At 45.6% G+C, this 25,716-nt stretch carries 26 protein-coding genes; 20 read left to right on the top strand and 6 right to left on the bottom strand.

Features of this window, described 5'->3' with window-relative positions; genetic code table 11:
• Positions 1–56: 56 nt before the first annotated feature.
• From EP13_RS16430 to EP13_RS16420, 3 genes are read left to right on the top strand one after another with little or no spacing between them, the layout of a single operon-like run.
• On the top strand, positions 57–914 hold the full coding sequence (locus tag EP13_RS16430) for a YHYH protein (RefSeq protein ID WP_044058225.1): 858 nt from the start codon (positions 57–59) through the stop codon (positions 912–914).
• A gap of 11 nt (positions 915–925) precedes the next feature.
• Positions 926–1,525 (top strand): toxin-antitoxin system YwqK family antitoxin, encoded by a 600-nt coding sequence (locus EP13_RS16425; protein WP_044058224.1) that lies wholly within the window; start codon positions 926–928, stop codon positions 1,523–1,525.
• Complete coding sequence (locus EP13_RS16420; protein ID WP_044058223.1) at positions 1,476–2,114, top strand: SCO family protein; 639 nt, start codon at positions 1,476–1,478, stop codon at positions 2,112–2,114. The genes EP13_RS16425 and EP13_RS16420 overlap by 50 nt, the downstream gene beginning before the upstream one ends.
• Positions 2,115–2,126: 12 nt before the next feature.
• On the opposite strand, the gene EP13_RS16415 is transcribed toward EP13_RS16420, so the two are convergent.
• From EP13_RS16415 to ubiD, 5 genes are all read right to left on the bottom strand, one after another.
• On the bottom strand, positions 2,127–3,128 hold the full coding sequence (locus EP13_RS16415) for a substrate-binding periplasmic protein (RefSeq protein WP_231497883.1): 1,002 nt from the start codon (positions 3,126–3,128) through the stop codon (positions 2,127–2,129).
• Between the two features lie 66 nt (positions 3,129–3,194).
• Entirely contained in the window at positions 3,195–4,529 is a 1,335-nt protein-coding gene (locus EP13_RS16410) for a M28 family metallopeptidase (RefSeq protein ID WP_052364551.1), read from the bottom strand.
• A gap of 297 nt (positions 4,530–4,826) precedes the next feature.
• Complete coding sequence (locus EP13_RS16405; RefSeq protein ID WP_044058222.1) at positions 4,827–6,191, bottom strand: hypothetical protein; 1,365 nt, start codon at positions 6,189–6,191, stop codon at positions 4,827–4,829.
• Positions 6,192–6,488: 297 nt separating this feature from the next.
• Positions 6,489–7,184, bottom strand: a complete 696-nt coding sequence (fre, locus tag EP13_RS16400) for an NAD(P)H-flavin reductase (RefSeq protein WP_044058221.1) — start codon at positions 7,182–7,184, stop codon at positions 6,489–6,491.
• A gap of 23 nt (positions 7,185–7,207) precedes the next feature.
• On the bottom strand, positions 7,208–8,695 hold the full coding sequence (ubiD, locus tag EP13_RS16395) for a 4-hydroxy-3-polyprenylbenzoate decarboxylase (protein WP_044058220.1): 1,488 nt from the start codon (positions 8,693–8,695) through the stop codon (positions 7,208–7,210).
• A 264-nt stretch (positions 8,696–8,959) separates the two neighbouring features.
• Between ubiD and EP13_RS16390 the strand changes: the two genes are divergently transcribed.
• From EP13_RS16390 to EP13_RS16380, 3 genes are all read left to right on the top strand, one after another.
• Positions 8,960–9,211, top strand: coding sequence for a TIGR02647 family protein (locus tag EP13_RS16390; RefSeq protein ID WP_044058219.1), 252 nt, complete (start codon positions 8,960–8,962; stop codon positions 9,209–9,211).
• 74 nt (positions 9,212–9,285) lie between these two features.
• Positions 9,286–9,933 carry a tetratricopeptide repeat protein gene (locus EP13_RS16385; protein ID WP_044058218.1) on the top strand — a complete coding sequence of 216 codons (648 nt, stop codon included), beginning with the start codon at positions 9,286–9,288 and terminating at the stop codon, positions 9,931–9,933.
• A gap of 208 nt (positions 9,934–10,141) precedes the next feature.
• Entirely contained in the window at positions 10,142–12,469 is a 2,328-nt protein-coding gene (locus EP13_RS16380; protein ID WP_044058217.1) for a TonB-dependent receptor, read from the top strand.
• 96 nt (positions 12,470–12,565) lie between these two features.
• On the opposite strand, the gene EP13_RS16375 is transcribed toward EP13_RS16380, so the two are convergent.
• Positions 12,566–14,242, bottom strand: a complete 1,677-nt coding sequence (locus EP13_RS16375; protein ID WP_044058216.1) for an alkaline phosphatase D family protein — start codon at positions 14,240–14,242, stop codon at positions 12,566–12,568.
• A gap of 282 nt (positions 14,243–14,524) precedes the next feature.
• Here EP13_RS16375 and rnr point away from each other — a divergent pair, with 282 nt between their 5' ends.
• From rnr to rplO, 14 genes are all read left to right on the top strand, one after another.
• Positions 14,525–16,831: a ribonuclease R gene (rnr, locus tag EP13_RS16370; RefSeq protein WP_044058215.1), complete on the top strand. Its 2,307-nt coding sequence runs from the start codon at positions 14,525–14,527 to the stop codon at positions 16,829–16,831.
• 6 nt (positions 16,832–16,837) lie between these two features.
• Positions 16,838–17,578 carry a 23S rRNA (guanosine(2251)-2'-O)-methyltransferase RlmB gene (gene rlmB, locus EP13_RS16365; RefSeq protein ID WP_044058214.1) on the top strand — a complete coding sequence of 247 codons (741 nt, stop codon included), beginning with the start codon at positions 16,838–16,840 and terminating at the stop codon, positions 17,576–17,578.
• 262 nt (positions 17,579–17,840) lie between these two features.
• Positions 17,841–19,220: a DUF4397 domain-containing protein gene (locus EP13_RS16360; RefSeq protein WP_044058213.1), complete on the top strand. Its 1,380-nt coding sequence runs from the start codon at positions 17,841–17,843 to the stop codon at positions 19,218–19,220.
• A gap of 142 nt (positions 19,221–19,362) precedes the next feature.
• Positions 19,363–21,465, top strand: coding sequence for a GAF domain-containing hybrid sensor histidine kinase/response regulator (locus tag EP13_RS16355; RefSeq protein ID WP_044058212.1), 2,103 nt, complete (start codon positions 19,363–19,365; stop codon positions 21,463–21,465).
• Between the two features lie 222 nt (positions 21,466–21,687).
• Positions 21,688–22,056: a 50S ribosomal protein L14 gene (gene rplN, locus EP13_RS16350; RefSeq protein ID WP_013786228.1), complete on the top strand. Its 369-nt coding sequence runs from the start codon at positions 21,688–21,690 to the stop codon at positions 22,054–22,056.
• 12 nt (positions 22,057–22,068) lie between these two features.
• Positions 22,069–22,383, top strand: a complete 315-nt coding sequence (gene rplX, locus EP13_RS16345) for a 50S ribosomal protein L24 (protein WP_044058211.1) — start codon at positions 22,069–22,071, stop codon at positions 22,381–22,383.
• Between the two features lie 17 nt (positions 22,384–22,400).
• A complete protein-coding gene (gene rplE, locus EP13_RS16340; RefSeq protein ID WP_012519226.1) occupies positions 22,401–22,940 on the top strand; it encodes a 50S ribosomal protein L5 in 540 nt (179 codons plus the stop codon).
• Between the two features lie 12 nt (positions 22,941–22,952).
• Positions 22,953–23,258, top strand: coding sequence for a 30S ribosomal protein S14 (gene rpsN, locus EP13_RS16335; RefSeq protein WP_044058210.1), 306 nt, complete (start codon positions 22,953–22,955; stop codon positions 23,256–23,258).
• Positions 23,259–23,271: 13 nt separating this feature from the next.
• On the top strand, positions 23,272–23,664 hold the full coding sequence (rpsH, locus tag EP13_RS16330; RefSeq protein WP_044058209.1) for a 30S ribosomal protein S8: 393 nt from the start codon (positions 23,272–23,274) through the stop codon (positions 23,662–23,664).
• A 13-nt stretch (positions 23,665–23,677) separates the two neighbouring features.
• Positions 23,678–24,211 (top strand): 50S ribosomal protein L6, encoded by a 534-nt coding sequence (gene rplF / locus EP13_RS16325; protein WP_044058208.1) that lies wholly within the window; start codon positions 23,678–23,680, stop codon positions 24,209–24,211.
• Between the two features lie 12 nt (positions 24,212–24,223).
• Positions 24,224–24,577 (top strand): 50S ribosomal protein L18, encoded by a 354-nt coding sequence (gene rplR, locus EP13_RS16320; protein WP_044059081.1) that lies wholly within the window; start codon positions 24,224–24,226, stop codon positions 24,575–24,577.
• A gap of 9 nt (positions 24,578–24,586) precedes the next feature.
• Positions 24,587–25,087, top strand: coding sequence for a 30S ribosomal protein S5 (gene rpsE / locus EP13_RS16315; RefSeq protein WP_012519221.1), 501 nt, complete (start codon positions 24,587–24,589; stop codon positions 25,085–25,087).
• A 6-nt stretch (positions 25,088–25,093) separates the two neighbouring features.
• Positions 25,094–25,273: a 50S ribosomal protein L30 gene (rpmD, locus tag EP13_RS16310; protein ID WP_044058207.1), complete on the top strand. Its 180-nt coding sequence runs from the start codon at positions 25,094–25,096 to the stop codon at positions 25,271–25,273.
• 3 nt (positions 25,274–25,276) lie between these two features.
• Entirely contained in the window at positions 25,277–25,711 is a 435-nt protein-coding gene (gene rplO / locus EP13_RS16305; protein WP_044058206.1) for a 50S ribosomal protein L15, read from the top strand.
• Positions 25,712–25,716: the final 5 nt, after the last annotated feature.

Genomic DNA, 25,716 nt, shown 5'->3' with positions numbered 1-25,716 from the left:
CTGCACATTTCATCTGTACTCTTGTTTGTCACACGTCGTTAATAGGTGAGATAATCATGGTGAAGAAAGGTTTGCAGGCAAGTGCTCTGGTGGTCGCGAATGTACTTTTGTTAAGTGCTTGTGGTGGAGGAGGTAGTAGTACAGACACGGTGGACTCTGTCTCTATAGTCGACGACTCAAGTGGCACAGATGACAACAGTGGAACCTGTGATAACCCTGTTACTTCATTGCCCACCATATTTTTAGAGTTCAATACCTCACCTAACGTCACTGCAGTGCTTTCATCGGATGGTTGCTACGTGACAGTTGAAGCCAATGGTAAACCTAATCATACGTCTTCATACTGGGATTCAGGCAACGAAAGCGGGCTTTATGTCGAGCCGGAAGATCCTGAGTTGTTTGACCAACGCCGTTCACCAGGTGACATTGAAGACTATATTAATGTATTTACATTAACTGTACCCATAGAGCCAGCGTTGGCGAGTTCCTCATCGGCCACGCCGTTAGGCGCTATTGGTATTGCCACTAGCGGCGCACCTATTTTTAATGACTCGGAAGGAAACGGTGATGTGTCTCTTGGTGTTATTCAAGGTTTCGATAGAAACGGTGCGCATACCGGCCCGCAAACTTATCACTATCATTTAGAGCCAGAGGCGATTTCATACGATGATGATAGTCTGGTGGGCATTATGTCTGATGGCTTTTTCATTTATGGTCGACGCTGTTATTCAAGTGTCGATTACCCCACCGATTTGGATGAATCTAACGGTCATACCGCCATAACTCAATTCACCGGCTCAGACGCTGAAGATGCCGAATACCACTATCACATATCTGGTGAGCAATACCTTAACGGCGATTACTACCTTATTTTTCCAGGTAATTTCCAAGGTACGCCTAACGGTGTCAATTAGGCGGTGACGCAATGCTTAACGTGCTAAGTGTCGTATTTTTGTTGTTGGTTGGTGGCTTTACAGTATTTAGCGATGTTTTGTTTAGCCCCAATTCGCCTGTACTAAACACCGAACTTGCGACGAACCATCAAGGGCTTCGTATGCTCAATGATGTTCCTTTTAGTGGCGAAATGATCACTCGTTACCCTAGTGGCAAGATGGCGGCACTCGAGGAATTTAAAGACGGCCGACGTCATGGCGTGGTGCAAAAGTGGTTTGAAAGCGGCCAACTGGCCTTTCTGTCTCATTACAAAGCGGGCGTGCGTCATGGGGTTACTGAAAGCTGGTGGTTTAATGGTCATCAACGCTCTGCAGCCTTTTTCGTTAACGGAAAAGCAGAAGGTGAAGCCTGGCAATGGTACCGCAATGGAAACAAATTTAAGCGTTTTAACTATCTTGCCGGTCAACCCAGTGGATTGCAGCAAGCTTGGCGCAAAAATGGCAAGTTGTTTAGCAATTTTGAATACAAAAACGGGCGCATTTTTGGCCTTAGAAAATCAAATAACTGTGTAGGGTTAGAAGATGAAAAAATATCTGTGGATTATTATCGTAATCAAGCTGGCGACGCTTAGTGCTGGTGCCTTAAGTGAAGAATTACCTTATTACCAAGATGGGGCATTTACACCTTATTGGCTGTCGAAGGGAGAGGTTGATTTAACGTCTTTCCACAAGATACCTGCATTTAGCTTCACCGACCAAAGCGGCAATACCATCACTCAAAGTGATTTAGACGGAAAAGTATATGTGGCAGGTTTTTTCTTTAGTACCTGCCCGGGCATTTGCCCCACAATTCGTTCTAAGCTTATCAAGGTACAAGACACTTTTGCCAACGATGAAAACGTAAAAATTGTTCAGCACTCTATACGCCCGACTACCGACACAACGGAAATCTTGCAGGCTTATGCGAATAAGAATGGCATTAACAACCAGCAATGGTACTTGCTAACGGGTGATAAAGCGGAAATCTACAGCCTTGCTAAAACCTTTTATTTTGCCAGCGAAGATTTAGGCAATGTACAGAAGAATAAGGATTTTCTACACACTGAAAGCTTGCTTCTTATAGATGAAAACAAGCATATCCGTGGAATTTATAATGGGCTAAATGCGGCCTCGGTGGATTACTTAATTCAAGATATTAAAACGCTACGTCATCAAAAATAATCACGCTCTCGTTTACCAACGCTTTAACATGAGGTCGTATAGCTCTGGGTCAAGCAAGCTTTCACGAGGCGTTACAGGGGCGGTTAATGATAGCTTGGCTTGGTCGAAATCAGCATACTGCACGCCATCCACAATAAACAGGCTAGTCTCAGAAGGCAATGAATTGTCTAACGCATAGGCCGTAGATAAAGGCGATGCCGCTGTAGTAATGCGGCTGTTGGCGATAAAGTCAGCCACACCGTCACTGTTCACATCTTTTAGAAGCCAATGAATACCCAACAAGCGGTTATAACTTCCATCTTGCTGCATGGCATCTATGACGGCATTAAAGGTAGAGAGAAAGCCTTGGGCATTGGGTACATCGCTATGCAGCGCTAAACGAAACCCCGATGTCAGCAATGGCTTTGCTGAAAAGCGCAACAACTCTTCATCTACCGAAGAAAGGAGTAAATTAAACTCATCAATCAGCAATTTACTGGTGATTAAAAAGGGCGCTCTGTCATCGGCCAGTTGGCGAAAGGCATCGTAAGTGGAGGGGTTGCGAGACCACTTGATGTTTTTTAGTAACCGAAAGGTAGGCGTGTTAGCAAACCTATTTTCGATAGCTACACGGTGACCTTTTAAATGAGGAAACAATTTCACGTTCTCTACTTCCGGGCCTTTCCCAGTAGCATAAAGGGTAAGTGGTAAATAGGGGCGCGAAAGCACGATACCTTGCTGCTTTTCACCCAAGTCGATATAAGCAAACTCACCGTCAACCCGTTTTGCGCGTACAGCGCTTCCTAAAAAAGCCTCGCGCATAATTTGAAGATCCACTTGGGTTTCGTCCATTTTGGCGAAAGCTTCGTGAAGTAAGGAATTAATTCGGCCGGGTTCGCCGTCATCGGCCACGTAGGTTTCAAAGGGGGCGGCGGCAAGAGAAAGTGCCTCTGCCCCTACGTTGGCGCTAAGTAAAAATAACCCTAACAATATACTGCGCTTTACGTTCTTGGTTGTACTTTTACCCAAAGCCATTTTTAACTACCGCCTTTATTGTTTGCTATTTTTAGTACCGCTGGCATTAACTGTAGTTAAAAACCACTATAACCCAAAGCTGCCCGCTGGACCTGGGTATACCACAGGGCTTTCTAAACCCTCTTTATTCACACTGGCGACACCGAAAAAGTAATTATCAATCACCACATTGTCGAGGGTAGCTTGTGTGACATTGCCAACAAATTTAGAAAATTCCCATTGAGGAGCATCCGTATGACGCCAGTAAATTTTATAGCCGGCTAGTTGCGGGTTCTGTTGTGTATCTAATGCTTCCCATTTTAGTGTCGTCGAGGGCTGAACGGCGCCTGCTATTTCCACATTTGCTGGTGGGTTAGGTGCCCAAGCCATTGCCGCCAAAGAAACGGCATTTAACCCTGTTAATTTAGCAGCATAGTCAAAGTTAACACCATCAAGGGTATCGCCATAAGCAATACCGTCTTCGGTACGTAAGTCTTGGTGTTGACGGGTGTAATTTTCGTTAGTCTCCATAATACGAATACCCGGAAAGCCGAGATCATTGAACGGACGATGGTGGCCGCCACGGCCAAACCTGTCTAGCCGGTATATCACCATGGTGTCTAAATTTTCAATATACTGATCGGCAATCTTGTCGATATAGCGGGCCAAATTGCGGCTTGGAGAATCTACCTCTCCGCCGGTAAAGCGGCGTCTACGTGCCTCGGCCTCGGTTTCTGTCACTCGCGTACCTTCCGCAAAGATACGTGCGGTTGTATTGTTTATAACCCCATTAACCCCTTCAATATTGCCAATCATATCGTTGTTGAGCACGGCCTTAATTCGCCAGCCGTCTTTCTTAGCGTGTTCAGCCATGATACGCCCGCCAAATAAGCCTTGCTCTTCACCGGCTAGTGCGGCATACACTATACTGCCGTTAAAGGTGTACTGAGTCAGTATTCGCGCAGCTTCTAACGTACCCGCTACGCCAGAAGCATTGTCATTTGCACCGGGAGAATCAGAGGTGAAATCCATCACATCAGATACCCGTGAATCAATGTCGCCAGACATAATCATGTAACGGCTGGGATCTGTGCTGCCTCGTTGAATGGCTATCACACTGACGACGTCCGTTGCCTCGGGTATACGCTTTTCGTTGCTAATTACCTCAGATTGAAAATAAACCTCTAAGCAGCCCCCGCACTCAGCGGAAATCTTTTCGAACTCGGCTTTTATCCATCGGCGGGCAGCACCTATACCTCGGGTATCTGACTCTGTCTCTGATAGCGTGTGGCGGGTACCAAAATTGACCAAGGTGGTAATGTCTTGCTCTATACGTTGCGGGGAGATAGCCTCGGCAATATCGTACAAGGCGCGTTGCCGCGTATTTTCTTCCCCGTGAACCCCTTGTGATGGCATCAGCATAATCGCTAATGAGGAAAAGCAAATAGTGAACAGCCGAGGGCGAGTTAGGCGAGAGGATATATTTTTTATCATTGTTTTCTCCTTTGTGTACTTTAACCATACTGAATACGACGAAAAGGAACAATGTGTACAGTCGCATTTAATAAAAATAGTCAGGCAACTCGCGTAAAGACATTGCATAGCGGAAAGCGCATATGTAACGGGCAATAAACATAAGCGCATAAAAAATGGCGTGAAAGTAAACTCTCACGCCATTTCTTCACGCCATTTGGCGGGTTATTAAATTACAGTGTTGAACTAAAAATCAAAATAGACAATACCGTAGGCAGTCATTTCATCACTTCCTAAGGATTCAAGATAATCATCTGTGCTTATCACATCCTTAGTGTGAATAAACATGTAACTTCCGCTTAGCTCTTCGTCCATGTCGAAGTCAAAATCAAGAGCGAAATCTACATTGTCTGCGTCTAAGGTATCAATAATATCTAGCGACCCTTTGTTCGGCGTAACCAAGGTGAAGAAAAAGGCCACATTATCCTCTGCATTTCGCGCTGAAAAACCGATTTCTACGGAGTCAGCACCTGATGCTGAAAAATCGTAGTTTTCGGTGGTAAAGAAAGACATCGCCTGCTCAGCAAACAGGTTGTAGCTCATCATTGGCAAATCTACCGTGGCGGTATGTGTTGAAGGCAGTCTTACCTCAGCGCCTGTGTAGAAAGTAATATTGACTTCTTCACCATAATCATAGAACTCTTGATATTCGGTATTGAAAACATCAATGCCCGTGGTGGCCTCTCCAGGCTCTTCAAACATGGGGACGCTGTTAGGAAGTTCAGAGGGATCGTAGCCACTTATGTTGTCGGCATAGTAGATGATATTGTCTACCCGCCCCCGAATTGCTAGTCGCAGATTACCGTTAGTGTCTTCATTGTGGTTAGACACATTGATAGGAACTTTTCTGCTAAGTACTGCATTGTCCACCACCAGGGTTTCATCAAAGGTATAGTTAGTGATGAGGGCTGTGTAGTAGTCTTCCGGTACATCGTCTTCTGAATTGGTGAGGGTTAGCGCAATGGCAGGCCATTCCTCGTTGTTTTGGCGACATACCTCAACGTCAACGAAATCGTCTAAATCACGGTCTTCGTAAATAGTTCTCGCGGTAGTGGTTGAGTAAACTACATTAGCAGCAGGCGAGGCCACAGGCACACTACTGATGTCTAAGGTGACAGTGTCACAATCGCAAGTACCGTCATCAACATAGTCTTGTGAAATAATTCTACGGTCGACAAGTTTATCCGCGGTAACATCAACGTAGGTGTGTATGCGTGGGTAAGGCTGCCCATTCCAGTAGCCAACATTTAGCATGGTGTACGTGGCTACATCTTCATAATCAATAGCAATGTCACCGTTTGCGTCGGCTTCATACACAGCCACAGCAGAGCCATCGCTGCCATGGCGAATCACCATTGCATCGGTTTGTGGCGTTATGTATCCACAGCTAGACATGTAGGTAGCATTGACAACATATTCGTAAGAAGGATTGGTTGGATTGTCACCAGAATTTCCCGGAGGTGGCACATTCGTCTCGCCGTCGCTACCACCGCCGCAGCCTGCCAGTGCGGCAAGTATGCCAGCGGCTAAAAACGTATTTTTATACTTCATTCTCATTCCCTAGAAAGCATACGAAGTGCCCTTTCATGACAGGTCTTTGTGCGTGCGTCCTGCTACTAATAAAGCGACTCTAAAAATGCCTAAGATAACTGTTTTGGTTCGTTAATTATTCATAAGAGAAAAGATACTAGCAGGGTTTAATGCGCAAAAGTAGAAAATATTTACGTAATCTTTACAGTTGGCTGGGGGGAAGAAGTGAACAAGTAAAAACGCCAACAGAAGCGAGTAATACGCTGCGGTTGGCGTCGTTTATTAGGGGGTAACTCAATTCAAACGGGTATGCTTTACTTAAATAAAAGCAAATGCATCACCGAAAAGATTTTCTAACTTAAGGCCGCGGGCGGTTAAGTCGTCGCGAATGGTTTTCGCCATCTCAAAGCGGCCTGCCACATACACTTGAATATTGGCGAAGTCGGCATGGTCAGCCATGACGGCGTGATGCACCCAGCCTGTGCGGCCTTTCCAGTTATCTTCGGCAAACTCTACCACGGGCACAAACGTAAAGTGTGAATGTGTGCTGGCTAATGCTTCTAATGCATCACTCAGGTAAAGATCGCTAGCATGCTTTCCTCCCCAGTACAGGGTAATCGGCGTGGTATCGTTACTGTGTAAGTGCTGCTGCAAAATAGAATAGGTATAAGAGAACCCTGTGCCACCGGCAATTAATACCATAGGCAACCCATTTGACTGTAAAAAGGCGTCGCCATTATTCACGCTAATGGTAATTTCACCTTCAGCTTCCATACGTGCGAGCACTTCGCCTGCATAAGCATTACCTGCTTCAGCACCAATGTGTAATTCGATACGCGCATTGTCGTAGGCTGCATTAGCAATGGAAAACGGGCGCATATCTTTTTCACCCATCACCACCATAGCATATTGGCCAGCTTGAAAATCTAAAGGAGCGGGTGGTGTAAGCACCACTTTTTTTACGACGTCGGTTAAAGGCGTAATGCTTGCAACCTGACATTTAATGTGTGACATGTATTCTCTTCTTACCTTTGCTGTTAACGTTTAACCGAGGAAGCGTTCATAATACCAAGTTCGTCCCAGATATCATCTACACGTTTTTTCACCGCTTCGTCCATAACGATGGGTTCACCCCACTCGCGGTCCGTTTCGCCGGGCATTTTATTGGTTGCGTCCATGCCCATTTTCGAGCCTAGCCCAGATACAGGAGACGCAAAGTCGAGGTAATCAATAGGTGTATTTTCTATCATTACCGTATCACGAGCGGGGTCCATTCGTGTAGTGATGGCCCAGATAACGTCGTTCCAATCCCGCGCGTTGACATCGTCGTCGCACACAATAACAAATTTGGTGTACATAAACTGCCGTAAAAACGACCACACGCCCATCATTACCCGCTTAGCATGACCAGGGTATTGCTTTTTCATCGTCACCACTGCCATGCGATACGAGCAACCCTCTGGGGGTAAATAGAAGTCGACAATTTCAGGAAACTGCTTTTGTAAAATTGGAACAAACACTTCATTAAGCGCCACGCCAAGAATGGCTGGCTCATCGGGCGGACGGCCTGTGTAGGTAGAATGATAAATTGGATCTTTACGGTGGGTGATATGCGTTACCGTAAAAACAGGGAAATCATCCACTTCATTATAGTAACCGGTATGGTCACCGTAAGGTCCCTCTGGAGCGGTTTCATCTTGTGCAATATAGCCTTCAAGAACAATTTCGGCGCTAGCCGGTACTTGCAAATCGTTGCTGATAGACTTAACAACTTCTGTTTTGTCACCTCGAAGTAATCCTGCAAATGCATATTCCGAGAGGGTATCTGGCACTGGCGTTACAGCACCTAATATCGTGGCAGGGTCGGCGCCAAGGGCAACTGACACCGGATAGGGTTCGCCAGGGTGAGTCTGACACCATTCACGAAAATCCAGTGCGCCGCCTCGATGCGATAGCCAGCGCATAATCAGTTTGTTTTTCCCAATAACTTGTTGGCGATAAATACCCAAGTTCTGGCGCTTTTTGTGGGGCCCTCGTGTGACGGTGAGACCCCAAGTAACCAAAGGCGCTACATCGCCAGGCCAACAGCGTTGAACGGGTATTTGGGTTAAATCAACTTCTTCGCCACTTATCACTACCTCTTGGCAAGGGGCTTTTTTTACCGTTTTTGCTGGCATGTTTAATACTTGTTTAAACACCGGTAATTTTTGCCAAAGGTCTTTTAATCCTTTTGGCGGCTCTGGTTCTTTTAAGTACGCCAAAAGCTTACCCACTTCCCGCAGCGCCTCCACCGAGTTCTGACCCATGCCCATGGCCACCCGCTCAGGTGTGCCAAATAAATTGGCGAGCACTGGCATGGTATGGTTTTTAGGGTTTTCAAACAGTAACGCCGGGCCGCCAGCACGAAGGGTTCTATCGGCGATTTCTGTCATTTCCAAGTCGGTATCAATCTCTTTGGAAATGCGAACAAGTTCACCTTTGGCTTCCAACTGGTGAATAAAGTCACGTAAATCTTTGTACTTCATTTGAACAGGGGGTATCCGCAGACTAAAGTTAGAGGCAAGAATATACTATTTCGCCGTAAAGTCCGACCTGTAAGCACAATAAACGCTGACGGTTAATGCTTTTTAATGTAAGGCACGACGTAAAGGTACACAAAATGATCTGGACAGTCTGGGCAATTGATAGTCATATAGCCCTTCATGGACACAAGGATGTAGGCAATATTTTTGCTCTCATCCCGCAAATGCGAAAAATAAAATAATAACCTTTTTGCCTGAGGTAGAACTATGAACACGTTTAATCAAGATATGGTGGATGAACTAAACCTCATTCTTAAATTTCCCACTAACAGTTTATTGCAAGGGTTGAAAATACACCACGATGCAAGCCAATCCATGGTAAACGCAGCAAGTCGCTTATACGCTAAGGGTATGATTACTCAGCCAGACGGGGGATATTTAACCGACTTAGGTATAGATGTGGCCGATCATGCCCGGCACATTCAAGGTGCTTTATGTACCTCAAAGGGCGGTCACTAGTATAAATGCAGCGTTAAGAATTATCTTACGCTGCCGATAACTCGATTGTATGTTCAACAAACAGTTACAAACTTATGAAGCCATTTACACTATCAACATTGTTTGGGTTATTTTGCCTGGTGGTACACGCGCCCGCGCTGGCCAGAGAAGGTGAAACCTTAGAAGAAGTGCTTGCCGTGCAGCTGTATAGCCAAGATGCATTAATCAAAATGATTAATGAGAACACGCACCTAGATAAAGTAGTGGCAGACCGCTGTCAGCTCGTTCAAGACATAGAAGCCAGAGCCGATGTGTTAAAAGTGCCTGCGTATCAGTTTCTTTGGGGCGATATGTTGGCTTGGGGTGTGTGTGTCGATGCCGCGCCAGCCAGGGGCATTAGTTACATGGAAGATGCTGCCAATCAGGGCTTACCTGCTGCACTAGAACAATTAGGCCGCTACTACGCGAAAGGCACCTTGGTACAGCAAGATAAAAGCAGAGCCGTGGTGTATTTAAGAGAAGCCGCAGCGCTGAAAAATTTATCCGCGCAAATGCGATTAGTGGAATTGTTTTTAGAGGGCTACGGCAGCCCATACGATTATCAAGATGCTTATCATTGGCTACACCACTCGGTAACCGATGATAAAACGCAACATCAAAAAATAGCCACCTATTTAGCCCGTCTTGAAAAGCTTATGCACCCCAAAGCGGTGCGTGAAGCCAAACGTCCAGCAGACAGTTAAACCTAACCTTATTCATCACCCCTGGTTTTCTCTTCGGTACCGCATCACTCAATGAGTGGGTGATGCCCGTGCGTCACAAAACTGCCTTAAAATTGTCACCCACAGGTCATTAATTGGTCGCAATTCGCCTCTAGATTCATTGCCTTCACAAAAATAAATTCGCATTCGCAAAAAACTAAAAACAACACACACAAATAAGGGACGACACATGTACCGCAAAACGCTATTGGCTAGCGCTGTTTTAAGCGCGCTCGCCACGCCTTCCTATGCGCAAGAAGTGCTAGATGAACAAGAATACATTGAAGAAATTACGGTAACTGCACAGATGCGAGAGCAATCCGTAATGGATGTGCCTGTCACCATGGACGTTATTTCTAGTGAGTTTCTAGAGCGTACAAACATCATGGAACTTGATGAGTTGTCGCGGGTGTTGCCTAATGTGCAAATACAAGAACAGGCGGTGAGTTTACCTTCGTTTAACATACGTGGCGTTACCGACGACACCTCATCCGTATCCAGTACACCTCGCATTTCTGTCTATCAAGATGGCTTTGATATCAGCAAAAAAACAGTATCGAGTGTGTCGCTTTACGACATTGCACGAGTAGAAGTATTAAAAGGGCCGCAACCTACATTGTTTGGTGTAGCGGCAGCAAATGGTGCCATTAGTATCCACTCACAACTTCCTACCGATGAAAAGGAAATGAAAGTACAGCTTGGCTACGATACGCAATCGGGTAAAGAAGCTGAGTTTATGTTCAACAGCCCAATTAACGATAATCACAGTTTCCGTATTGCGGGTTTGTATCGTGAAATGGATGGTATTGTTGAAAATAACGCATGTAGTGACGACAGTTACTATGGCAACGCGAACATGACTGACCATCTTGGCAACAGTGTTTCTTGTAACAGTGAAGATTTGCAAGGTGTGTCGGTTCAAGCGGTTCGAGGTACGTGGAAAGCCACTTACGAGCAACTTGAAGTGATTGCTCGTGCTTCTATGGAATACAACGACCAGCCGGGCATTGCATTTAAGTCTGGTTCTATCGCGCCAAATGGCGGTGATACCAGCCCCTATACTGCGGCTGAATTTAGCATGGGTAGTGAACTGGGTATCGAGCGTACACTTCAAGCATACGATCTCACAATTAACTACGACATCAATAACATGCTTACGCTACACGCCGACGCCTATTATAAAGACGTTGAAGTTAGCGAAGGGTTCGATGCGGATGGTTCAGCGTTACGCATTCAGGATGCATATTTTGATAACGATGCCACGTTGAACGGCGGCTCGGTGCGTTTGGTTTATGACTCTGGGGACAAGCTTGTTGGATTCATTGGTGCATCTACGTCTCATGATGATTCTATATTGCCTTACTATGTTATGGTCGACCCTTTTGTTCGCGGCACGTTTGACGCGGTCAAAGCGCAGCTTGAAGCCACTTTTGATATTCCGCTTGACCAAAATATTGCCACTGATGCTTCACTCGAAGAAATTGAAGCGCTGCGTGCTATCTTAGTGGGTTCATTGTTTAATGCTGACGGTACGCCCATCTCTAACGATGCTTTTCCCGATACCATTATTCAAGGGCCGTATATCTTTGAGGCCGAGTTAGACATTAACTCTTACGTGGCTGAAGTTTCTTACTTTGTTACCGATAACATCAACGTAACAGCAGGTATTCGGTACATTGATGAAACACGTTACACCAAAAACACCTACACCTTAGATGCGGGTACCTTTGTATTTGAAGGGGAAGGTGATTTTGACGACACTCTTCCGCGTTTAGCCGTCAGTTATGATATGAACAATAACTGGAATTTTTACGCAAACTACGCAAAAGGCCGTCGTTCACCCGTAGTGAATGCCGACGCTTCTGGCGTAACCGTCACAAAAGCGGAAATTGTAGACAGCTACGACGTAGGCGTGAAATACCAAAGTGCTAACTTTACCTTTACCGGTGCCGTGTTTACCTATCAGTATAGCGATTACCAACAGTCGTACACTGATGCAGAAACCCTACAATCTATTACCGTTACTGTAGGTGATTCAACCATGTCCGGTATTGAAGGTATGGCCACTTACCAATATAGCGACACGCTTTCTTTTACCACAAGCCTGGGCTTTTTGGATGCAGAGTTTGCTGATGAAACCGCTGAAGGCACGCCATTCGAATATGGCGGTAACAAGTTTCGCCTAGCACCAGAAGTTAGCGGCGCGATAAACATCAATAAATTGGTCGAAATGGACAACTGGTTATTGGACTTTAACTGGCTAACTAGCTTCCAGTCGAAAGTGTATTTTGAAAGCAGCAACTACCCTGGCCTTTGGCAAGATACCTATTCGTTGACCGATGTCTCGATGAAAGTGTCTAAAGATAACAGCCCGTTCGCCTTTGAACTCTACGTAGACAATTTACTCGACAAAGAGTACCTCATTGATGCGGGTAATACCGGTGGTGGATTAGGTATTCCTACCTTTGTAAGAGGCATGCCTCGAATTGCCGGGGTTCGCTTGTATTACGATTTTTAAGCCACGAGCTTAAGTGATTAAAAAATCCCGCTTTATGCGGGATTTTTTATGTGCAGCATATACCTGAATAGGCGAGCCCTAGTTTTTCACTGTTGGCTAGGCTGATATTTTTGTGGAGTAGGTAGAAGCAACTTTACCGGCTTTATCACGCACCGTATCTACAAAGTGCCAGGTGGCAACGGCGTGATCGTGAGTAAAGTTCACCGTCATAAATCCGCGCTGGTGGAGGTTGCAGTAGTTCAAGTCGGTGATTAATACAGGTAGGTCGTTGGCGAGGGTTTTCGCGGTATCGTCGTCAAATTTCAAGTAATTTTCCATACCCGGCGAGCTTACGCTAGATGTGCCAAGCTCTGTGGCGACGGCCGTGCCGTCATTAAGCGTTAACGTGTTGTGCCACGCATTGTGGGTATCACCGGCCAATGAAATCACCGGCTTATCGAGTTGTCGAATAAAGCCAAGTAATCGCTCACGCTCAACGGGGTAGCCATCCCATGCATCCAAGTTGTAAGGCATCAGCATACTCAGCATGTGAGTTTCCTCTGCAGAAATATCCTCACCGGCTTGTTGACGACGTTTAGCATTGGCTAAGGTGTGAACATGAGCAGGTACCTGTTCACGGGGAACACCATTAAAAATAGACGCAGGAAAATGCATGCGGCCTATTAATAACTGTTGCCCTAACACTTGCCACTTGGCTTCACTTTTGGTCATATTATTGGTAAGCCATTCACGCTGTGCAGTGCCCAACAGCCCTCTTGAAGGGTTGCTCATGGCGGCGACAAAACCTTGTTGATCGAAGGCGTTCGTTTGTGGGTCGCGAAAATCGCTGTAAACCAGTTGCTTGTCCCGCGCAAGCACACGGGTATCTAGCATATACAAATCCACTAACTTACCAAACGTAAATTGGCGATAAATCTCTAAACGGCTATCGCCAAAGGGGGGGCGAATAGGCAGCCATTCATAATAAGCTTGAACTGCCGCTGCCCGGCGCGCATAAAAGTCACCTTCATCACGCTGATGATTTTGTGCGCCATCTTTATAGGTGTCGTTGGAAATTTCGTGGTCATCCCATACCACAATGAACGGCTTGCGTTGGTGAAGCGAACGCAAGCCTTCGTCGGTGCGATATAGCGCGTAGCGTTTGCGATAATCAGTTAATGTAAAGAGCTCTGTGTCATTGTCTGCAACAAAGGTACGCCCCATTTCTTCAGCGTGCTGGGTTCCGTAACCCTTGCCATCGTATTCATAGATGTAATCGCCCAAATGCAACACATAATCAATGCTGTCTTGCTTGGCGGCTTCGGCATAAGGAGTAAAAAAGCCTGCAGGGTAGTTAGAACAGGAGAACACCCCAAAAGTAACCTCGTTAACTGCGTCACCGGGCAGTGTTTTAGTTTCACCTACGGCACTGACAGAAGACGCACTGCGGAAACGGTAAAAATAGCGGGTACCTGGCTTTAGCCCAGTAACGTCAACCTTAACCGTAAAGTCTCGCGTCGCGTTTGATGACACTTCACCGCTGGCAACTAAGGTATTAAAGCTTTCTGACTCAGCCACTTCCCATATAATTTGCGCTTGATTAGTGTCATCTGAGGGCACGGCTCTCGTCCACAATATAACCGCTGTTTGCAATGGATCGCCGCTGGCAACGCCATGAGTAAATTTTGCAGCAACCTGCGGCTTAGCGGTAGATACACAACCCGCCAAGCCGGTAGATACCGTCAGCCCTACGCCCGCGAGAGACGATAATTTTATAAACGATCTTCTGTCCATAATGCCTGCTTATTTATTGATTTTTCGTTAATGGTTATTGTCAGTGGCGAAACACCGCGACATAAAATAAGAACGCTAATGTTATACAGGGTGTGTGACACTGGCGTGGCATTTCAAGGTTTAATCCCCTTGTAATTACAACGCAATGTTTTGCTGTAAATACTGTTATACTGTGTATCAATTGACCACATGAACCAAATTACGTGAATGTGTCTAAGAAAATCAAGCAAATGAAATACACGCATTCGCGAAACGAAACAACAAAAGGTAATTTATAAATACATGAGTGATGATCCGCATTATCAGCGCGAGAAAGAGAAGTACGAAAACCCGGTAGCAAGCCGAGAATATCTAATGAGCGTATTAAAAGAACACGACAAGCCATTGTCGTTTCTGGATATCTGCGCTTTGGTAAACGCCTACGAAGAAGAAGCCAGAATTGGCATCCAGCGCCGTTTGCGCGCAATGGAACGTGAAGGCCAGATTCAATTTACCAAACAGAAAAAGTACATACTCCAAAACCGTGATGAAATATTTAAAGGCCGCATTATTGGCCACAGAGACGGTTTTGGATTCTTGCGCCCTGAAGATAAAAGTGGAGACCTGTTCATTAGCGCAGGTCAAATGAACCTATTCTTACATGATGACATCGTGGAGGCGCGGGTAAGCGGCACCGACAGACGCGGGCGAAAAGAAGCCTTTGTTACCCAAGTTATCGAGCCTCGTAGCGAACCCATTGTTGGGCGTTACTTTGTAGAGCAAGGCTTTGGCATGGTAGTGCCCGACGATAGCCGTTTACAACACGAAATTGTCATTCCACCAGAGCACACCAACGGTGCCCGAATGGGGCAAGTGGTGGTTGTAGAATTGACCCAGCGTCCACGTCGGAAAATGAGCCCCGTTGGTAAAATAGTGGAAGTGCTTGGTGAACATATGGCGCCAGGTATGGAAATTGAAATGGCGCTGCGTACGTTCGACATTCCACACCAATGGCCGAAAGGGGTCACTAAGCAAGTAAGTAACCTGACAGAGTCGGTGCCTGATGAAGCCAAAGAAGGCCGTATCGATTTACGTCAACTCCCCCTTGTTACCATTGACGGTGAAGATGCCAGAGACTTTGATGATGCAGTATATTGCGAACCGTTAGACAACGGCGGGTGGCAATTGTGGGTGGCCATTGCCGATGTTAGCCACTATGTACGCACAGGCACGGCGTTAGATGATGAAGCGCAGCAGCGTGGTAACTCGGTGTACTTCCCTGATCAAGTTATTCCCATGCTGCCGGAAGTATTATCCAACGGCTTATGCTCGCTAAATCCAGAGGTAGACCGTCTGTGCATGGTGTGTGAAATGACTATTTCTGCTCAAGGGCAGCTGGAGGAATACCAATTTTACGAAGCGGTCATGAATTCCCATGCACGTCTTACCTACAATAAAGTATGGAATATTCTGCAAGGCGATAAAGATCTTCATCAGCGCTACGAAGCCCATGTGCCGCATTTACGCCATTTACACGATTTGTATCGGGCGCTTAAAAAGTCACGTCAACAGCGCGGTGCCATCGAATTTGAAACACAAGAAGTGAAATTTGTGTTTAACGCACAGCGCAAAATAGAAAATATTGTGCCCCTCGTGCGTAACGATGCACATAAGCTCATTGAAGAGTGCATGATTATGGCAAATGTCAGTGCGGCGTTAATGCTAGAAAAGCATGAAGCGCCCGCACTGTACCGTGTACATGATAAACCCGATGCAGACCGGTTAACCTCATTCACCAGCTACTTGGGTGAAATAGGGATACCCCATCGCATTACTGACGATGCCGAGCCTTCAGCCTTTACCGATGTGGTGCTGAAAACCCGCGGGCGGGTGGATGAAGAGCTGATTCAAACTATGCTTTTACGTTCAATGAAGCAAGCTATCTACGATGGCGATAATTTGGGTCACTTTGGTTTAGCTTTAGATGCGTATGCCCATTTTACTTCTCCTATTAGGCGTTACCCCGATTTAGTGGTTCACCGTGCGTTAAAAGGCATTATTGCTAAACAGCAGGGCAAAAAAGCGGTATCAGGCTTTAAAAATTACACTGGCGAAGAAATAGAGCAACTTGGTGAGCAATGCTCTATGACTGAGCGCAGGGCTGATGATGCCACCCGTGACGTAGCAGACTGGCTTAAATGCGAGTTTATGTTAGACCACGTGGGAGACACTTTTGAAGGTGTGGTGAGCTCGGTTACGAATTTTGGCTTGTTTGTTCGCCTTACCGAATACCACATTGATGGTTTGGTCCACATTACCTCGTTAGATGATGATTTTTATCATTACGATGAAGTTAAGCAGGTTCTTTTGGGTGAATCTGGCCATCGCCAATTTAGGCTTGGCGATACGCTTGAGGTGAAAGTGGCTGCGGTTAACCTCGATGAAAGAAAGATTGATTTATTACTGGATAAGTCTATGCTGCGCGGCCCTGGTGGTAAGAAGGTAAAAGTGAAAACGGCCAAAAAACCAAGCAGGAACGCCAAACGAGGGCCGAAAGGGCCAGCACCGAAAGGTAAAGGTGCAACACCACGAGCGAAGAAAAGGGGGTAACGGGTAGTGGCGCAGCAAGAATGGTTATATGGGCTTCATGCAATGCAGTCTGTGCTAGAGCAAGAGCCAGAGCGAGTGATGGAAGTCATGGTATTAAAAGGGCGTAATGATGAACGCCTTACCAATATTGTGAATCAAGCACGACGTTTCGGTATTTCGGTGCAGTTTTGTCAACGTAAAGCGTTAGACGATAAAGTAAACGGCGAACAACACCAAGGTGTGGTTGCACGTGCAAAACCGGCAAAAGTGTTGGATGAAGCCGACTTAGACCGTATTTTAGAAAGCCAAGACCAACCTTTATTGTTAGTGTTAGATGGCATCACCGATCCTCATAATTTGGGTGCATGTTTACGTACTGCCGATGGTGCAGGTGTGCATGCGGTCGTGGTACCTAAAGATAAATCAGCCAGCCTCAATGGTACCGTACGAAAAGTGGCATGTGGCGCAGCTGAAGTTATTCCACTTATCCAAGTGACTAATTTATCGCGTACGCTTAAGCATCTGCAAGACAAAGGCTTGTGGATTGTAGGTACTGCCGGTGAAACCGACAAAACCTTATATGATATCGACCTGAAAGGCCCCACGGCGCTTGTTATGGGCGCTGAAGGTAAGGGGATGCGCAGGTTAACGAAAGAAACCTGCGACGAATTGGTTAAGTTACCCATGGCAGGAAGTGTAAGTAGTTTAAACGTATCAGTGGCAACGGGGATTTGCTTGTACGAAATAGTGAGACAACGCACGCTGTAATAGTCGCCTTTACATTATTCCTGATACGTCTTGAAAGCCCGCATAATGCGGGCTTTCTGCTTGTTGTTGGCATAAAAGACACAGTTTTAAGTCAGCTTTGTAAAGAAGGCGTAAAGGCTGGAACTAACCCTCTCTGTTTACTGCCATAGCGCAGTATAGTTCACCCCGTTAGGTAACTACTCAGGCATAGTGCCTAACATTAAGCGCGGCAGCACCTGCCTATTGCTTTACCCAACAATGATTCAGTAAGGACATTTAGTTTATGCAATTTCACTCAAAGGCTTGGTTACGAAATGTAGCTATTGGGCTTATCGCACTTCTTGGCTTAAGTGCCTGTGGTGGCTCAAGTGGTAGTAGCACCGATTATTCGTATGCTTATATTCAGTTTTATAATGCATCTCCTAATGGAGCCAACGTAGAAATGCGTGAGGTGGATGGCGATAGCTTCGGTTCTGCACAGTTTGGCGATACCACATCCATGTACTCTATGGAAAAGGATGAATATGAACTAGAGTTCATCCGCACAGACTCAGACGATCAAGAAGTGCTTATCGATACCTACACAGTTGATTTAAAAACAGGGTACAAAACACTGATTGTGATGAGTGGTGACTTCTCAGACCCTATTATTACTGAATATCAGTATGAGCGTGAAACACTAGAAGACCACTTCAGACTGTTTGCCCTTTCGGTAACCATAGATGAAGATTCTTACGATTTTTATCTCAGTGATGCAGGCGACCCTTTTGAAGCCGCAAACTTCCTCGGCACGGTAACTGCGAGCGAAATGATTGAATTGGACTACTGGGATCCAGATGACGACAGCGATTACTTTGATGAAGGTGAATATACTATTTACCTAACAGAACCAGGTAGCACAGACGTTGTATTCGAATCGCAAACTATCGACTTTGCCTATGAGACAGAATACTTAATGACAATGCGCGATGTTAGTGGTGCTATTCAAGACGGCCTAATTGTAGACACAATTTTGAATTCATCTACAGTAACTGCGCTAACCGACGTTGAAGCAGATGCACAATACCGCATCTATAATTCAACAAACCTAAGCACCGCATTGGATGTCACTTTTGGCGGTACAACCGACGAAGAAGATGTAGCCTTCTCGCTAGACGCGGGTGAATTAAGTGAATTTACTACTATCACATACGGTGACTACCGCGTTACTGTATCAGACAGCACAGGTGAATATACACAGCTGAGTAATAAACTGATTACCCTTAACCAAGGTGAGAGTAAAGCCATTCTTATCTACGAAAGAAATGGTGCCCTTGGCGCAGCAACCTTTGTGGAAAGTGGATTGCCACAGGCCTACGACAAAACGGTTAATTTCATCAACCTAGTTGAAGACTTCGATGATGTAGACTTTTACCTTGTACGTAACGATGAAACTATCGATACCGCAGAGTATGATTTACAAAACCTAGAGTTTGGTGAAAGCGACAGCGAAGTATTGCCTTCAGATTATTACGAAGTTATCGCGGTATATGAAGACGACAACGAAGAGCAAATCCTTTTAGATAGAACAGCATTGTTCGGGTTTAATGAAGAAGAAAACTATATTGTAACGGTTGAACCTGCTGACACTGCAACAGGTTATGAAATCAACATTCTTTACTAGTTGATTTGCCTGAAAATTAGACTAATTGATAAGGTGAGAAGCCTTCCAATAAGTAAAAATTAGGTTAAGTTGTTAAAAGGCCAGTACTTTGAAGTGATGGCCTTTTTTGCCTCATGGCGCCTGCATTAAAAGGAGGAACCGAATGAGCGTAATAAACGACTTGCACCAAATTTCTACGGATAACGACCTGCCGTTTGTCGATAAAGTAGCGCATCTTTTGAAAATAGGCGTGGCAACCCTCGGCCTCGATAACGCCATCGTTAGCAAAGTCACAAATGATAATTACGTGATTATGCATGCGTTAACCCCTGATAACAGTATTGTCGCTGGCACCGCGTTCAGTCTTATTGACACCTACTGTGCAGATACAATAAATGCGGGCGAAATCGTTGCCTACGCCAATATTGATGCCTATCCAGGTGCTTCACACCCTTGTTACGATAAGTTCAAACTCCGTCGTTATATTGCCTCTCCCATCTATGTGAATAACAAATGCTACGGCACCCTTAATTTTTCTTCCGAACAAGCCAGCGATAACCCATTCTCCAATTTAGATTATGACTATGTGCTTCTGTTTGCCGATTGGATTGGCAATGAAATCGAAAAACAGCAGGCATTCGGCAGTATGTCAAAGCAGCAAGAGGTCTTGGCTGAACAAAATACCTTGCTAACCCAAATTACCACATTAGTAGGCGTAGGCACCTGGGAGTATAACGTCGCAACACAGCAGCTATATTGGTGCGATGCCCTAAAACGCATGCTTCATATTCACCCAGACCGAGACATCACCACTCAGGAAGTGTTAGCTCTCATTAAGCATAATGAAACCAAAGCACAGTACCAAAGCAAGTTTGAAGAAATTATACAAACCGGTGAAGGTTGGAATTACGAGCTAGAAGTTCTTACCGATGCGGGCGAGACCAAATGGCTAGAAAGCCGTGCCCAACCTATTTTTGAAAACGGAAAGTGCACTAAGGTAGTGGGCGCCACCCGAGATATTTCCGATCGCATCTATACCTTACAGACGCTTCAAGATAAAACTGAAATTGCAGAAAAAGCCTTAGCGGCCCGCAGTGACTTTCTCGCCAATATGAGCCATGAAATTCGCACGCCAATCCACGGTGTTCAAGGTATGTTGGAAACGTTGGAAGCATCGACATTGTCGTCCAAGCAAAAAGAGTATGTGAATGTGGCGATGAAAAGTGCCGAAGCACTACTTGGCATTGTAAATGATGTACTCGATTTTTCTAAAATAGACTCAGGCCAAATGACGTTTGAAGCGTCTCCCGTGAATATTGAAGAGGTAATACTGCATCAATTACCCATGTTTGAACGTTTAGCGAATAAAAAAGGGCTACAATTTACAGCGGATACGAAAGCCTTATCGGGCCATTTATTCATGGCAGACAGTTTAAGGTTAAATCAAGTACTCATAAACCTCATCAATAATGCCATTAAGTTTACCCTTAAGGGTAACGTGAAAGTGACCACCCGTTGCACCAAATATGGCCCTGACCGCTACAGAATAAAACTTATAGTAACCGATACTGGTATAGGCATAAGTGAAGCACAGCAAGCGGTAATATTCACGCCGTTCTTGCAGGCTGAAGAGTCAACACAACGCCGCTTTGGTGGCACCGGGTTGGGGCTTGCTATTGTGCATAAAATCATAACCCACTACGGGGGAAGTATAGATGTGTCTAGCGAGCTAGGGGCAGGGACACGCTTCATTGTAACCCTTACATTAGACAGTGCCGATGGCATAGCGCCAAAAGTAAACCAGCATAAAGCCCAGGCGAGATATACGGCGGCAGAACTTAAAAACACCTTTAAAAATGCCAAGGTATTAGTAGTAGAAGATAACGAGATAAACCAAATTGTCATTAAAGAGCAATTAAAAGAGATTGGTTTAAAAGTAGAGGTGGCGGAAAACGGCGAAGTGGGCGTGGCCAAAGTGACGCATGCTATTAACGTTAAAGCTCCTTACACCCTAATACTGATGGATTGCCATATGCCAGTGATGGATGGCATTACCGCGACCAAACACATTAGGCGCTTAGACGGTGCAGGCAGTGACGTGCCAATTATTGCGTTAACCGCCAACGCGATGCCCAGCGAAAAAGACAAATGCTTACACGCCGGCATGAATGATTTTATTTCAAAGCCAGTGGGAATAAGCCGCTTACGGGATCGTTTGCTTTATCATCTATCCCCACCAACGGAAATGCTCGACAGCACCGCTTAAGCAGGTATAATAAACGCTCTTCCGGCTTCTACTATCTCGCGAGGCCGATTATTTTTCCATCGCCTAAAAATAATTCAATTTAACGCTATCACTACCCCAAGATTTCTGTTATCATTTCGCGCCCTTTTTATGGGGGTATGTATATAATTTCAGCGCTTCCATGTTGAGATTAGCAGCTTAAACGACTCGGGAGAGTCTTAATTTTTAGAGCGGAGCACTAACATGATCCAAATGCAAACTAACCTGGACGTTGCAGACAACAGCGGCGCTCGCAGGGTTCAGTGTATTAAGGTTCTTGGTGGCTCGCATCGCCGTTATGCAGGTATCGGTGACATCATCAAAGTTACTGTGAAGGAAGCAATTCCTCGCGGTAAAGTTAAAAAAGGTGACGTACTGAATGCAGTGGTGGTGCGTACTAGAAAAGGCGTTCGTCGTGCTGATGGTTCATCCATTCGTTTTGACGGTAACGCGGCTGTTTTGCTTAATGCAAACAAGCAACCAATTGGTACGCGTATCTTTGGACCGGTAACCCGTGAGTTGAGAAGTGAAAACTTCATGAAAATCATCTCATTGGCCCCAGAGGTACTATAAGGAGTCACGATAATGGCTAATAAAATTCGTCGTGATGATGAAGTAGTCGTATTAGCGGGTAAAGACAAAGGCAAACAAGGCAAAGTCCTTAAAGTGCTTATTGCTGATAACCGTTTAATTGTAGAAGGCGTTAATCTCGTCAAGAAACACACTAAGCCTAACCCACAACTGGGTATTGCTGGTGGTATTGTTGAGAAAGAAGCTTCTATTCACGTTTCTAATGTTGCGATTGTTAACCCAGCAACGGGTAAAGCAGATCGCGTTGGTTTCCGTTTCGAAGACGAGAAGAAAGTTCGTTTCTTCAAGTCAAACGGTGAACTTGTTTAATTATATTGGAGAGTACGATGGCGAAACTGCATGATTTCTATAAAGAAACAGTAGTAGCTGAACTTGCTAAGCAGTTCGGATACAAAAGCGTCATGCAAGTCCCTCGGATTGAAAAAATCACTCTAAACATGGGTTTAGGTGAAGCAGTTGCTGACAAAAAGGTACTTGAGAATGCTCAAGCTGACATGACGGCTATCGCCGGTCAGAAACCTGTAGTCACAGTTGCAAGAAAATCAGTAGCGGGTTTTAAAATCCGTGAAGGTTATCCGATTGGCTGTAAAGTAACCTTACGCGGCGAGCGTATGTGGGAATTCCTAGAGCGTTTGATTTCAATCGCTATTCCACGTGTTCGCGACTTCCGTGGTTTGAACCCAAAATCATTCGACGGTCGTGGTAACTACAGCATGGGCGTGCGTGAGCAAATCATTTTCCCTGAAATCGATTTCGATAAAGTGGATAAAGTTCGCGGTATGGATATTACTATCACTACCAGTGCGAATACTAATGACGAAGCACGTGCTCTGCTGGACGCGTTCAACTTCCCATTCAAAAAGTAGGGGTGTAGGGTTATGGCAAAAGAATCAATGAAGGCACGTGAAGCTAAGCGTACTAAGCTAGTCGCTAAGTATGCTGAAAAGCGCGCCGCACTTAAAGCGATTATCAGCGATGTTAACGCTTCTGAAGATGAGCGTTGGGACGCTGTTCTAAAGCTACAACAACTGCCACGTGACTCTAGTGCTTCACGTCAGCGCAACCGCTGTCGTGTTACTGGTCGTCCACATGGTTACCTACGCAAATTCGGTCTTAGCCGTATTAAGCTTCGCGAAGCAGCGATGCGCGGTGAAGTCCCTGGCCTTAAAAAAGCCAGCTGGTAAGGAGTAGCTGATAATGAGCATGCAAGATCCTATCGCGGATATGTTTACCCGCATCCGTAACGGCCAGATGGCACAGAAAGTTTCTGTAACTATGCCGTCTTCTAAACTTCGCGCAGCTATTTGTGAAGTATTGAAGGCAGAAGGTTACATTGCTGACTATGCAACCTCTGGTGACGTTAAGCCTGTTTTAGAAGTGACGCTTAAGTACTTCGAAGGCAAGCAAGTAATTGACACTATCGAACGTGTAAGCCGTCCTGGTCTGCGCATCTATAAGAAAAAAGATGAGCTTCCAAAAGTAATGGGTGGTTTAGGTGTTGCTATCGTGTCGACTTCTAAAGGTGTGATGACTGACCGTGCAGCGCGTAACGCAGGCATGGGCGGTGAGATCATCGGTTATGTAGCATAACGGAGGAGTTGAAATGTCACGTATAGCAAAAGCCCCAGTAAATGTTGTATCAGGTGTAGAAATTTCTATCTCTGGTCAAGAAGTTACTGTTAAAGGTAGTAAAGGCACTTTGACCCGCGTATTTAATGACGCAGTAGAAGTTGTACAGGAAGAGAACCAACTTAAAGCACTTCCACGTGAAGGTTTCGCTGATAGCTGGGCACAAGCAGGTACTGCTCGCTCTATCCTAAATGCAATGGTTCAAGGTGTTTCACAAGGTTTTGAGAAAAAGCTTCAGCTAAACGGTGTTGGTTACCGTGCGCAAGCACAAGGTGCCAAGCTTAACCTAACGCTAGGTTTCTCACACCCAGTAGTATACGAGATGCCTGAAGGCATTACCGTTGAAACTCCTAGCCAAACTGAAATCGTCGTGAAAGGCGCCGATAAGCAGATGGTAGGTCAGGTTGCGGCGAACATTCGCGCTTACCGTCCACCAGAGCCTTACAAAGGCAAAGGTGTACGTTATGCTGACGAAAACGTACGTCGTAAAGAAGCTAAGAAAAAGTAGGTGGGTGATACGATGGATAAGAAAACAGCTCGCATTCGTCGCGCAACTCGCGCACGTGCAAAAATTCGTGAACTGGCCGCGCATCGCTTGGTAATTAACCGTACACCTCGCCACATTTATGCTCAGTTAATCGCTCCTAGCGGTTCTGAAGTGTTGGCAGCGGCTTCAACTGTTGAAACAGATCTTGCAAAAGATCTTAAATCTACAGGTAATACTGAAGCAGCGACGGTAGTCGGTAAAGCAATCGCAGAACGCGCACTTGAGAAAGGCATTAAGACAGTGGCTTTCGATCGTAGTGGCTTTAAATACCACGGTCGCGTTAAGGCATTAGCTGATGCAGCTCGCGAAGCTGGTCTTCAGTTCTAGGAGTTTATAATGGCTAAACAAGATGTTCAAAATGGTGAATTTCTAGAGAAATTGATCGCTGTAAACCGCGTTTCTAAAGTGGTTAAAGGTGGTCGTATCTTTAGTTTCACTGCATTGACAGTAGTGGGTGACGGTAATGGTCGCGTTGGTTTTGGTTACGGTAAGGCACGTGAAGTTCCTGCTGCAATCCAAAAAGCAATGGAAAAGGCTCGTCGCAACATGGTTGACGTAGACCTTAATGGCCACACGTTACAGCACCCAATTAAAGGTCGTCACTCTGGCTCTAAAGTTTACATGCAGCCTGCATCAGAAGGTACCGGTATCATCGCCGGCGGTGCAATGCGTGCAGTACTTGAAGTAGCTGGTGTACAGAACGTACTTTCAAAATGTTACGGCTCTACAAACCCAATCAACGTTGTTCGTGCAACAATCAACGCGCTGACAGAGATGAATTCTCCAGCGAAAGTTGCTGCGAAACGTGGATTGTCTGTAGAAGAAATTTTGGGGTAATCAAACATGGCAACGATTAAAGTAAAGCAAACTAAAAGTGCGATTGGCCGCTTGCCAAAGCACAAAGCTACGCTTAAAGGCCTAGGCCTTCGTAAAATCAACCATGTTCGTGAACTGGAAGATACCCCAGCCGTACGTGGCATGATCAACCGTGTAAATTACATGGTTGAGATAGTGGAGGAGTAAGACATGCGTTTAAATACAATTTCTCCAGCCGAAGGTTCAAAACCAACTGGTAAGCGTACTGGTCGTGGTATCGGCTCAGGTCTTGGTAAAACGAGTGGCGTAGGTCACAAAGGTCAAAAAAGCCGTTCAGGTGGCCGCGTTAAGCCAGGGTTCGAAGGTGGTCAGATGCCTATTCAGCGTCGTCTTCCTAAATTCGGTTTCACTTCACGCAAGAGCTTTGTTACTGACGAAGTGACACTTGCAGAAATCGCTAAGGTAGAGGGTGATACAGCATCTCTTGAAACTTTAAAAGCAGCGGGTCTTATCAAAAAAGAGATTCAGTTTGTTAAAGTTATCAAGAGCGGTGAAGTATCACGCGCTGTTACAGTAAGCGGGTTGAAGGTTACTAAAGGCGCTAAAGAAGCGATTGAAGCTGCTGGCGGTAAAGTAGAGGAATAAGCTAG

The organism is Alteromonas australica (assembly GCF_000730385.1).
GTDB classification, from domain to species: Bacteria; Pseudomonadota; Gammaproteobacteria; order Enterobacterales; family Alteromonadaceae; genus Alteromonas; species Alteromonas australica.
Note: the sequence above shows the minus strand (reverse complement) of the source record. Positions and strands in the feature narration are given on the sequence as shown.